This window comes from Neglectibacter sp. CSJ-5 (assembly GCF_032490475.1).
GTDB lineage: Bacteria > Bacillota > Clostridia > Oscillospirales > Acutalibacteraceae > Hominenteromicrobium > Hominenteromicrobium mulieris.
Genome location: NZ_JAVYJC010000001.1, coordinates 427,469 through 439,292 on the forward strand (window position 1 = coordinate 427,469; position 11,824 = coordinate 439,292).

8 protein-coding genes are annotated in these 11,824 nt (G+C 53.8%); all 8 read left to right on the forward strand.

The genetic code is table 11. The features are described 5' to 3' along the window. The first annotated feature begins 179 nt into the window (after positions 1 to 179). The 8 genes from R2K26_RS01985 (at position 180) to R2K26_RS02020 (ending at position 11,819) form a co-directional block, all read left to right on the forward strand. Entirely contained in the window at positions 180 to 3,314 is a 3,135-nt protein-coding gene (locus R2K26_RS01985) for an ATP-binding protein (protein WP_316518496.1), read from the forward strand. Between the two features lie 145 nt (positions 3,315 to 3,459). Continuing rightward, positions 3,460 to 4,161, forward strand: a complete 702-nt coding sequence (locus tag R2K26_RS01990; protein ID WP_308449133.1) for a TetR/AcrR family transcriptional regulator — start codon at positions 3,460 to 3,462, stop codon at positions 4,159 to 4,161. Between the two features lie 231 nt (positions 4,162 to 4,392). Next, the gene (locus tag R2K26_RS01995; protein WP_316518497.1) at positions 4,393 to 5,685 is read left to right on the forward strand and encodes an SPFH domain-containing protein; all 1,293 of its coding nucleotides are present in this window, start codon (positions 4,393 to 4,395) and stop codon (positions 5,683 to 5,685) included. 40 nt (positions 5,686 to 5,725) lie between these two features. Then, positions 5,726 to 6,811: a hypothetical protein gene (locus tag R2K26_RS02000; protein WP_316518498.1), complete on the forward strand. Its 1,086-nt coding sequence runs from the start codon at positions 5,726 to 5,728 to the stop codon at positions 6,809 to 6,811. Positions 6,812 to 6,824: 13 nt separating this feature from the next. Then, positions 6,825 to 7,640 carry a TPM domain-containing protein gene (locus R2K26_RS02005; RefSeq protein ID WP_316518499.1) on the forward strand — a complete coding sequence of 272 codons (816 nt, stop codon included), beginning with the start codon at positions 6,825 to 6,827 and terminating at the stop codon, positions 7,638 to 7,640. 279 nt (positions 7,641 to 7,919) lie between these two features. Beyond that, positions 7,920 to 9,797: a hypothetical protein gene (locus R2K26_RS02010; protein ID WP_316518500.1), complete on the forward strand. Its 1,878-nt coding sequence runs from the start codon at positions 7,920 to 7,922 to the stop codon at positions 9,795 to 9,797. Between the two features lie 181 nt (positions 9,798 to 9,978). Further along, complete coding sequence (locus R2K26_RS02015) at positions 9,979 to 10,440, forward strand: MarR family transcriptional regulator (protein WP_316518502.1); 462 nt, start codon at positions 9,979 to 9,981, stop codon at positions 10,438 to 10,440. Next, positions 10,437 to 11,819, forward strand: coding sequence for an MATE family efflux transporter (locus tag R2K26_RS02020; protein WP_316518503.1), 1,383 nt, complete (start codon positions 10,437 to 10,439; stop codon positions 11,817 to 11,819). The genes R2K26_RS02015 and R2K26_RS02020 overlap by 4 nt, the downstream gene beginning before the upstream one ends. Positions 11,820 to 11,824: the final 5 nt, after the last annotated feature.

The following is an 11,824-nucleotide window of genomic DNA, read 5'->3' on the forward strand; positions in this document are numbered from 1 at the left end:
GAGATTGGCCGGTGCGGCGCGTAAAGTAAACAGCAGTCCGACCTTTGGCAGTTTGATGCACAAAGGTCGGGCCTTTTTTTGTGTTGAAGACAGAACGTGAATGTGCTATAATGAACCGTAAGATTTTGGGAAAGGGTCCGGCAATGTATAACTCCAAACGATTCGAAACGGTGAAAAATATGAGGGAAAACAAGAAAATATCGAATGCCGTGCAGGCGGTCATCGGCGTGTTGGCCGTGGTTTTGGCGGCGCTGATCGTTTGGATGATGGTGCTGGTCTCGGGCATTCAGGGCACGGCGCGCGTGGTGAACTATGCGGGCCTTGTGCGCGGCGAAACGCAACGCCTTGTCAAAATGGAGATTGCGGGTCAAGCGGAGGACGGGATGATGGAGAGCGTGGAATCGTTTATCAACGGTCTGCGCTTCGGCGATGACGAGCTTACCCTTGTGCGATTGGACGACAAGAGTTTTCAGACGAAAATGGAAGAGCTGGCTTCTTGCTTCGAAAGCCTGAAGCAGGAGATTTATCTTGTGCGCGAAAAGGGTTTTGAGAAAACCGACATCATCGACAAAAGCGAAAGGTTTTTCGGCATTTGCGATGAGGCGACGGGCCTTGCGGAGGAATATTCGCAAATGCGCGCGTCCTCTTTGGCGGTTTTGGAGCGGTACATCACGGCGGACATCGTAGTTTTGATGATGCTGATCGGTTATGAGTTTATCAAGGCGCTGCACTACGCCGCCATGAACCACGCTTTGCAGAAAAAGGTGTACATGGACGAAGCGACGGGGCTGCCGAACAAAAATAAATGTGAGGAGCTATTGAGCGCGCCGGAGATTATCACGATGCCCGTGGGTGTTTGCAGTTTTGACCTCAACAATTTGAGACGCATAAACAACAGCATGGGCCACGAAAAGGGCGACGCGTACATTCGCATTTTTGCGGAGCTGGTGCGCGAGGCGGTGCCGGCGCATTACTTTGTGGGTCGCGCGGGCGGCGACGAATTCATCGCCATTATGGACGGCGCGGACAAGGAAGAAATGCAGCGATGCTTACAGCTTATCCGCGACCGTGTGGACACGTACAATGCGGCGAACCCCGATTTTCCGGTGAGCTACGCGGTGGGCATTTCGGTCTCCGACGAGAACGAAAACTGCACGATGCGCGATTTGTATATCTTCGCAGACAAAAACATGTATATCAACAAAAACCACGTGAAGCGCGAGGAAGCATTGGCCGAAAAGAAGCTGGATCGCAGGCTGCTGAAAAGCATGAAAAAATATGGCAGCAACTTTTCCGATTGCCTGTACTGCGACGCTAAGCAGGACGCTTACCGGGTGATTCGTGCAAGCGAGGCATTTTTCCTTGCGGCGGACGGCAGTTATTCCGGCGCTGTGGAGCAGATTGCAGAAGAACGCGTGGCGCAGGAAGACCGCAAGGCGGTGCGCAGCAGATTACAGCTGCCGGCGCTGTGCGAGGCGCTTTCCGAAAAGAACCGCGTGGTGGAATTGCAGCACAAGATTTTCGGCGCGAACAGTGCCGACTACGGGCGACTGACGGCGATTTTTGTGGATGCAGACCCGGACGGCACGCTGCACCATTTTTTACTGGCGTTTGAGACGATCGACAGTGTGCAGCCGGAGACGGACGCCAAGCAGCAACTGACGCAGTATTACGAGCAGCTGAAGCAGTCCATTTTGGAAAACGACAGTTACGTGGATGCGATGCTGGAGACTGCGGATGCGGTATACTCCGTGAATCTGACGGATGATCTGGTGGAGCGCGATTTCCGTCGTGAACGCGGCGCAGACACCTTTATTGAGGACTTGAAAGCACCGTGTTTGTACGGCGAATATTGCCACCGTCATTCTATGCTGATTTTGCCCGAAACGATGGGCAGCTACCGGTTAATCGACACGGCCGAAAAGCTTTTGGAGCGCTATGCGAGCGGAGAAAAGCAGGTGACGGTGGAATACTGTGAGCGCGTATCCGGCGGCGAGACACGCTGGATACAGAAAACGGCGCTGATGATGTCTTCACGCGTATACGATGCGAAGAGCGGTGAGGAAAAGCCGATGATCCACAGCCTTGTGCTGCTGAAAAACACCACGGAGTTCCATGCACAGGAGCAGAAGGAGCACGAGCGCTTGCGGGCTGAGGTGGACGAAGCAACGCTGGCGAATAAAGCGAAGACGGAGTTTCTTTCCCGCATGAGCCACGATATCCGCACGCCGATCAACGGCGTGATGGGTATGCTGGAGATTATCAAGAAAAATCGTGAAGATCATGAGCGCGTGGACGACTGCCTTGAAAAGATCCATGTTTCCTCCGAGCACCTGCTGTCGCTCATCAACGATGTTTTGAATATGAGCAAGCTGGAATCCGGCCATATGGAGCCGGAGCATGTGCCGTTTGACCTTGACGATGTGATGAAGGACGTCCGCGCGCTGAACGAGGCGCAGGTGGCGAAAACGAGTATTGTGTATACCTACAGCAAGATTTTGTTTGCGCACGCAAAGCTTATCGGCAGCCCGCTGCATCTGCGGCAGATCTTATTGAATCTGTTCAGCAACGCGGCGAAATACAATAAAGAAAATGGCACGATCAAAACGTATGCGGAGGAGATTGCCTGTGACGAAAACACGGCGACATTCCGCTTTACGATACGTGATACAGGCATCGGTATGAGCGAAGATTTTGTGAACAACGAGCTTTTTGAGCCGTTTACACAGGAAAAGCAGGGCGCCCGCACACAGTATCAGGGCACGGGCCTCGGCATGTCTATCGTGAAGGAGCTCATCGAGAAGATGAACGGCACCATCACGGTGGAAAGCGTGCTCGGCGAAGGCTCTGCGTTTACGGTGACGCTGCCGTTTGAGATCGACAAGCATCCCTCTGCGCAGGCGGCGGCGAATGGCGCGGCGGACGAAACGGCTCTGCACGGGCTGAAAGTGCTGCTGGCCGAAGACAACGAACTCAACATGGAGATTGCGGAATTCTTCCTGGAAGACATGGGTGCCGAAACGATGCAGGCGTGGAACGGCAAAGAGGCCGTGGAGGCCTTCCGAAACTCCGCGCCGGGCGAGATCGGCGTGATCTTAATGGACATCATGATGCCGGTGATGGACGGCCTTGAGGCGGTGCAGCGCATTCGTGCGCTGGATCGGCCGGATGCGAAAACGGTGCCGATCATCGCGATGACAGCGAACGCGTTTTCGGAAGATGTGGAGCGCAGCCGCAAAGCCGGTATGACGGAGCATCTCTCGAAGCCGCTGAATGCCGAAACGCTGAAAAAAGCGATCTTACGGAACATATAACCCGTGCGGTAAAGACAAATATTCGTTAAGGGCGGCGAAGAGCTGCCCTTTTTTCGTGTACCGACACTTGATTTTTCTTTTTGTTGTGGTATACTCATTTGGGAGTATTAGAATCAATTCTAAAACAGGGAAAAGAGGGGTATAAATGGCAAACCGCAACGAAAAGGAGGCCTCGCGCAAGCGAATTCTTTCTACCTGTGTGCGTCTGTTTTTGGAGCAGGGATTTAAGCATACACCGCCGAAGCAGATTTTGACGGAAGCGGATGTTTCCGCGGGCACGTTTTATAATTTGTACCGCACGAAAGCCGGTGTGCTTACCGAGCTGACCGAGTTCATGTTTCAAAATCAGTTTACTATCGCGGGGCAGATTGTGCAGGGGGAGACAGACCCCGTAAAGCTCTACGCGGTGGAGACGGCGATTCAGCTGACGCTGGCAGAGCTGAACGAGAACCTGCGCCAAATTTACGTGGAGGCGTACACGCTGCCGGAAAATTTGGAAATCATCCACAGGATGACGGCCGAAATGCTGCACCGTATTTTCGGCGCGTATATGCCCGGGTACAGTGTGAGCGATTTTTATGAGTCGGACATCGGTTCGGCGGCGATTATGCGCGGATATATGGCGCGTCCGTGCGACGTGTATTTTACGCTGGAACGCAAGTTAGAGCGCTTTTTGCAGCTGACGCTGCGCATTTATTGCGTGCCGGAGGAAAAACAGCGGGAGGTTATGGCACTGATTGCAAGCCTCGACATCCGTGCCATTGCAAACGAAGTGATGCAAAAGCTGTTTGCCGCGCTTGAGATGCACTATGAATTCACGCTCGGCGAAGAGGCAAAGCAAATTTGATTAAAAAAGAGCCGCACAGACGGATATGCACCCGGTTTTCTGGGCACAGGTTCAAAATTGAAAAATTTGGTTTCCATCGTGGATGCTTCCCTGAATGCAGAGGAAAGCGCAAATATTTGTTGAGTGTGCTGTCGAAATTCATTGAAAACAGCAAAATTCTGTGCTAAACTTAGAGCATAAACACCGGGCGGAATATAACGTGCGGAAACCATTGAAAAGGAGCAATTATTTATGGGTCTTATTAAGGCAGCTGTCGGCGCCGCGGGCGGTGTTATGGCGGATCAGTGGAAAGAATTTTTCTATTGCGAATCGATGCCGAAAGAGGTGCTTGTCACAAAGGGTGTAAAGCGCACGAGCGGGCGTTCCTCCAATACGCGCGGCAGTGACAACATCATCACGAGCGGCTCCGGCATTGCGGTGGCAGACGGCCAGTGCATGATGATCGTGGAGCAGGGCAGAGTGGTGGAGCTTTGCGCGGAGCCGGGTGAATTCACCTATGACGCTTCGAGCGAGCCTTCTGTTTTCTCCGGCTCTCTCAGTGCGGGCATTAAAAACACCTTTGCGCAGATCGGCAAGCGTTTTACGTATGGCGGCGACGCCGGCAAAGATCAGCGCGTATATTATTTTAATACGAAGGAACTCATCGACAATAAATTCGGCACGCCGAACCCCATTCCGTTCCGCGTGGTCGATAACAAGATCGGGCTGGACGTGGACGTTTCCGTCCGCTGCTCCGGCGTATATTCGTACCGCATTGCGGACCCGCTTTTGTTCTACACGAATGTGTGCGGCAATGTGGAACAGGAATATACCCGCGACGAATTGGACAGCCAGCTGAAGCACGAGTTCATCAGCGCTTTGCAGCCGGCGTTCGGCAAGCTTTCCGACCTCGGTTTGCGTCCGAACCAGATTGTGGCACACAACACGGAGTTGGAAGACGCCATGAATACGGCGCTTTCCGCAAAATGGAGCGAGCTGCGCGGCTTGACAGTCGTCAGCATTGCGCTTGGCTCCGTGACACTGCCGGACGAGGACGCCGAGATGATTAAGCAGGCACAGCGCACGGCGATGATGCGCGACCCGACTATGGCGGCGGCCACGCTCGTCGGCGCACAGGCGGACGCGATGAAAACGGCCGCGGGCAACTCTGCCGGTGCTATGAACGGCTTTATGGGCGTAAATATGGCTATGAATGCGGGCGGCATGAACGCACAGGCGCTGTACGGCATGGGTCAGCAGCAGGCGGCGCAGGCTGCGGACAGCTGGAAGTGCGCGTGCGGCACGGTGGTCAACGGCAATTTCTGCCCGAACTGCGGGGCAAAGAAGCCGGATAACGACGGCTGGACCTGCTCCTGCGGCAAAGTGAACAAAGGCAATTTCTGTGCAAACTGCGGCGCGAAAAAGCCGGAGGGCTTACCGAAGTACCGCTGTGACAAGTGCGGCTGGGAGCCGGAAGACCCCGCGCACCCGCCAAAGTTCTGCCCGCAGTGCGGCGATCCGTTTGATGAAAATGATCGTGCCTAAAGGTTGCGACCTGCGTTGAACTGTGAGGAGATGAGAGCAAATGGCGACAATTAAAGAATACAAATGCCCTTGCTGCGGCGGCGCTGTGGAATTTGACAGTAAAATTCAGAAGATAAAGTGCCCGTACTGCGACACGGAGTTTGACACCGAAGCGTTTACCGCGCACGAGGAAGAAGTACAAAACGCAAAGCCCGACGAAATGGACTGGGAGACCACGGCCGGCGGCGCTTGGGAGCAGGGCGAAGAAAGCACGCTGCGCAGTTACGTGTGCAACTCCTGCGGCGGCGAGATCGTTTGTGATGAAAACACGGCGGCGACCTCCTGTCCGTACTGCGGCAATCCGGTCGTGATGATGGGGCAGGTGAGCGGCGCTTTGAAGCCCGATTACGTGATTCCGTTCAAGATCGACAAAAAGGCGGCAAAGGAAGCCTTGCAGCGGCATTATAAGGGCAAAAAGCTGCTGCCGAAGATTTTCAAAAAAGAGAACCATATCGATGAGATCAAGGGCGTTTACGTGCCGTTTTGGCTGTTTGATGCCGATGCCGATGCGGATATTCGCTATAAAGCGACGCGTGTGCGCACCTGGAGCGACAGCGATTACGATTACACGGAAACAAGCTACTACTCGATAGGCCGCAGCGGTGATATCGGCTTTGACCGTGTGCCGGTGGACGGTTCCTCCAAGATGCCGGACGATTTGATGGAATCCATTGAGCCGTTCAAGTTTGAGGACGCGGTGGATTTTAAAACGGCGTATCTCGCGGGCTATCTTGCGGATAAGTACGACGTGACGGCCGAGCAGAGCATCGACCGTGCCAACGAGCGCATCAAGCGCTCCACGGAAGACGCATTCGCTTCCACGGTGAAGGGGTATCACTCCGTCACGACGGAGAATTCCTCCATTCGTCTGCACAACGGCAAGGCAAAGTACGCGCTTTACCCTGTGTGGCTTTTGAACACGACGTGGAAGGGCAAAAAGTATCTCTTTGCGATGAATGGGCAGACCGGCAAATTCGTCGGCGACCTGCCGGTGGATAACGGGCTGTACTTTAAGTGGCTTGGCGGGCTTACGGCAGGCTTCAGCGTGATTGCGCTGATTGCCTATTTCCTGTTCTGGCTGTTCTAAGGGGGTGCGGAGAATGAATAAAAAGCTTTTATCGGTATTTTTCGCCGTTCTTTTATGTGTAGTTGTGTCTGTTCCGGCGTTTGCCGATACGGCGGAGGACTACACGCCGCACCTGATCGACAACGCGGACCTTTTGACGGGCGAGGAAGAAAGTAATCTGCTCGCGAAGCTTGATGAGATCAGCGACCGGCTGAGCGTGGACGTTGCCGTTGTGACGGAAGACTCCATCGGCGACAAGACACCGCGTGAATATGCGGACGATTTTTACGATTATAATTCGTATAAGTATAACCCGGACGGCGTTCTGCTGCTTATCAGCATGGAAGAGCGCGACTGGTACATAACGACGACGGGCAGCGCCATTACGGCCATTACGGATGCGCGGCGCGGCAATATGGAGGATGCGTTTTTGAGCGACCTCAGCGGCGGCTACTATTATGACGCGTTTTCAACGTATGCCGATATGTGCGACAACTACATCTCGGGCGTGCAGAGCGGTTACTACGAGGAAGGCGAGGCATACGAGGAGAGCACCGTGGGGGATTTCCCGTGGGGCCCGGCGATTTTGGTTTCGCTTGCTATCGGCCTCGTCGCGGCGCTCGTTGTGACGGGCTTTATGCGCGGGCAGCTCAAGACCGTGCGCCGTAAGGCGGCAGCGTCGGATTATGTGCGTCCCGGCAGCATGAACGTGGCGTATGCAAACGACGTGTTCCTCTACTCGCACGTGAACCGCACGGCAAAGCCGAAGGACAACGATTCTTCCGGCGGCTCCGCAACGCACACGTCGTCCTCCGGCACGACCCACGGCGGTGGCGGCGGAAAGTTCTGATTTTGCCGGCAAGGCGATGATTCCGTTTACGACCTGCGGCGGCAGCGGTATGGGCTAATGCGTTTTAAACCATAGCTAAACCGTATAAATTCATAGAAATTAAATCCGCATTTCCGTAAAAACCGGGAATGCGGATTTTTAATTCTTGTTGTGAATAATAACGTAAAATTTAAGAAAGAAGAAAGGAAAATAGGTTGATTTTCAACTGAACTTCGTATATGATTAAAATAGAAACAGTATATACGGTACGTTCTGAAAATTAAAAATGGAGGAACTATTATGAAGAAAAAACTATTTGCAATCCTACTCAGCATTGTAATGGTAGCTGGACTCCTGCCTGCCACAGCACTGGCAGCGGAACCCACAGTCTACGACATCTGGGTAGACGGCGTACAGGTCACGTCTGAAAATAAGGATAATCTTTGCGGTGGAACAGTAAGCTATGACCCGGCCGCGCACACCTTGTCCTTGAACAATGCTACCCTTGACAACGACACCCTGTCGGACTACGGTATTAAAACGACTATCCCCAGTACGTTGAAGATACGGTTGACCGGGACAAATAGCATTACCCGAACCGATCCCGGCGGAGGAGTGGGAATATACCTCAATTACAGCAATTCTGTCGAGATTACCGGCGATGGAACACTGGTGATCAACGTTATCGGGGAAAACTACGATGGAATTAGCACAGGGGCTGACGTCAAGATTTCCGATAAAGCAAGGGTCATAATAAACTCTGAAGGCGGATTGGGCATAGCCGGAAGAATGGTCGAAATTGACGGGGCAACAGTGGATTCCACCGGCTTGTATGCCGGAATCGATGCCCATGGTCTGAAGATTGTAAACGGCGCCGATGTTACGCTTAAGGCGACTCAGGACGAACGCAACGGAGCATATATCAGGAAAGATCAAGAAGGGAGCGGCGGCGATATTGAACTTGCTGCATCTAAAATTAAAGCAACAAGCTATTATCCCGGTCTGTATGCTGCAGGTAATCTGACGGTTAACGGCGGCGAGGTAAACTGTACCTCTACTGCGGACGGTGCAATATGGGCAAAAGGCAATATTCTGATCAAAGGAGGCGCCAAAGTAACCACTGACGGTAAATACCCCATGGGCGGTAACGGTACTTTTACCGTAGAAGAAGCAGAGATTGATGCAAAGAATACGAGTGCGGACAATACCCCTGCAATTTCCGATAAATGTGTGCCTGTGATTGCCGATGGCTATCACCTGAACTATGCAAAAGCTGTAGACTCGGAAGGAACAGAAATTGACCTGCTTTCCAGCGGTACTCAGGACTTTGCAAAATATAAAAATGTTCATTTTATCACAAAGGCTGTCTATCCGGTTTCTTTCGTTGTAACGCCGGACGGTCTGACCAATGTTGTTGTTAAAGTGAATGGTCAGGAGGTTACCGGCTCTGTCAGTTTGGAAGCAGGAACTTACCCTGTTGAGGTAACAGCTGATAATTGCAAAGCGTATAGCGACAATATAACGATTACGTCTGATACGGCAACGCACACGCAGACGATTGCAATGGCTTATTTGCCTGCCGACTACACGAAAGTGGACGAGGCCATTGCCAAGGCAAATGCACTGAATAAAGACGCATATACAGACTTCACCGCAGTGGAAACGGCGATTAACGCAGTTGTGCGCGACAAGAACATAACGGAACAAGACGAGGTAGACGCAATGGCGAAGGCCATTGAAGATGCTATGGCCGCGTTGGTGGAAAAGCCCACAGAGACTCCGACCGCGACACCTACGGCAACACCTACGGCTGCGCCTTCTGCAAGCCCGACGGCGGCTCCGACCGCGACGCCTACGGCAACACCCACGGCTGTGCCTTCTGCAAGCCCGACGGCGGTTCCGACCGCGACGCCTACGGCAACACCCACGGCTGCACCTTCTGCAAGCCCGACGGCAACACCCACGGCTACACCTTCTGCAAGCCCGACGGCAGTCCCGACCGCGACGCCTACGGTAAAACCGACGGCTACGCCGACTCCGGCGCCGAAAGCAGACCCCAATAACCCGAAGACAGGCAGCAGTAATTTGCCGGTCGTTTTCGGCAGCGCGGCGCTCGTGCTGAGCGGAGGCGCGCTTGCAGCGGTGCTCATCTATAAAAAGAAGAGACACGAAAAGTAAAGTGAAAACCTAAAAGTAATGAACCCCCGCCCCGGAAATCGGCTTTGTGCCGGCACCCGGGGCGGGGGTTTTACATTCTTATTCAAAAAATATTTACGATTTACACGACACCGTGGTTGACACCCGTCCGGACCCGTGCTAAAATAAAATACGAATTCGTATTTTAGCGGGGTGGAGCGAAATGGAACGATATGCGTTTTTCCGGCAGCTTGGCAAGGCGGTGTACGGCATAGACGCAGCTTACGATGTGTTCTCGAAAAGTGCGCAGATCAAACCGAATATGCTGTGGCTGCTTTCGGCGCTGAACGACGGCGAGGGGCACACGCAAAAGCAGATCTGCTGGGACTGGGGATTCCCGAAAACGACGGTGAACACGCTTATCAAAGAGCTGGAAAAGGGCGGCTTTGTGGTGCAGAGCCCCATTCCCGGCGAGCGCAGGGAGCTTTCCGTAACGCTGACAGAAGCGGGCAGAGACTACGCGAATGAGGTTTTAAAGCCCGTGTATGAAGCAGAAGAACGGCTTTTTCGACTGTATTTTAAAGATAAAGACCCGGAATTTGTACAGGAGCTGTTCCGGTTTTCCGGCGTGATGCACCGCTATTTTACAACAGGGGAATTTGAAGAAACGGGGAGCGAGACATGAAAAAAATAAGCTGGCATGAACTGAAGCCGCAGGTGAAGGAAGTTTGGGTACTGAGCCTGCCGGCTATTTTAACGCAGATCACAACCATCGTGATGCAGTATATCGATTCCGCCATGGTGGGTTCGCTCGGCGCGAACGCTTCGGCGGCGATCGGTCTGGTATCCACGAGCACATGGCTGCTGGGCGGCATTACATACGCTGTTTCGGCGGGCTTTTCCGTGCAGGTGGCGCATAACATCGGCGCGGGAAATGATGCGGAAGCGAGAAGCGTGGTGCGTCACGGCCTGTGCACGGCGCTGTGCGTGGCAGGGATTTTGTGCGCGTTGGGGCTTTCCATCCACAGCATGCTGCCGACGTGGCTCGGCGGCGACCCGGCTATTCGTTACGATGCCTCGAAATACTTTATGGTGTACGCGCTGATGATCCCGTTTTCGCAGATCAACTCGCTGAACTCGTCGTTCTTGCAGTGCAGCGGCGATATGCTGACGCCGAGCATTTTAAACGCCGCCATGTGTTTACTCGATGTGGTGTTCAATACCATTTTCATTCCGCATTTCGGCGTGATGGGTGCGGGCATCGGCACGGCGAGTGCGTGTGCGGTCATCAGCCTGACGATGGCGTGGCGCTGCCTGTTGTGCAACCCGCATTTGCGGCTCAACCGCAAAGAGACCGAAAAGCACGGCTTTGACCCGGAAATTCTCAAAAAAGCTTTAAAGATCGGCCTTCCGGTCGGCGTGCAGGAGATCGCCATGTGCAGCGCGCAGGTCGTCGCGACTATGATCATTGCGCCGCTCGGTGCAGTCTCCATCGCGGCAAACTCCTTCGCCGTGACGGCAGAGAGCTTGTGCTACATGCCGGGCTACGGTATCGGCTCGGCGGCGACGACGCTCGTCGGGCGCAACATCGGCGCGGGAAAGACCGACCTTGCCAAGCGCTACGGCAACATCTGTATCGTGATGGGCGCGGGCTTTATGGCGATAACGGGACTTTTGATGATGTTCCTGTGCCCGTTTGTATTCAGCATTTTGACGCCCGATCTCTCCGTCCGCGCGCTTGCGGCGCAGGCGTTGCGCATCGGGTTGCTGGCTGAACCGCTGTACGGCGTTTCCATCGTTGCGGCGGGCGCACTGCGCGGCACCGGCGACACCTTCGTGCCGAGTATGATGAACCTCGGCAGTATTTGGGTGGTGCGCATCGGGCTTGCCCTGCTGCTCGTCGGCAATTTCGGTCTGCCGGGCATGTGGACGGCCATGGGGACGGAGCTTTGCGTGCGCGGCCTTTTGATGCTGTACCGTCAGAAAACAACAAAGTATTATAAAAAATATAATAAAACAACTGAAACGAGCGAACCCGAGCTGTTAGAAGCTGCGGAAGGCTGAAAAGC

Excerpts from the sequence above, each read along its gene's own strand:
- R2K26_RS01985 (WP_316518496.1), top strand. The coding sequence starts at position 180 with ATGAGGGAAAACAAGAAAATATCGAATGCCGTGCAGGCGGTCATCGGC.
- R2K26_RS01990 (WP_308449133.1), top strand. The coding sequence starts at position 3,460 with ATGGCAAACCGCAACGAAAAGGAGGCCTCGCGCAAGCGAATTCTTTCT.
- R2K26_RS01995 (WP_316518497.1), top strand. The coding sequence starts at position 4,393 with ATGGGTCTTATTAAGGCAGCTGTCGGCGCCGCGGGCGGTGTTATGGCG.
- R2K26_RS02000 (WP_316518498.1), top strand. The coding sequence starts at position 5,726 with ATGGCGACAATTAAAGAATACAAATGCCCTTGCTGCGGCGGCGCTGTG.
- R2K26_RS02005 (WP_316518499.1), top strand. The coding sequence starts at position 6,825 with ATGAATAAAAAGCTTTTATCGGTATTTTTCGCCGTTCTTTTATGTGTA.
- R2K26_RS02010 (WP_316518500.1), top strand. The coding sequence starts at position 7,920 with ATGAAGAAAAAACTATTTGCAATCCTACTCAGCATTGTAATGGTAGCT.
- R2K26_RS02015 (WP_316518502.1), top strand. The coding sequence starts at position 9,979 with ATGGAACGATATGCGTTTTTCCGGCAGCTTGGCAAGGCGGTGTACGGC.
- R2K26_RS02020 (WP_316518503.1), top strand. The coding sequence starts at position 10,437 with ATGAAAAAAATAAGCTGGCATGAACTGAAGCCGCAGGTGAAGGAAGTT.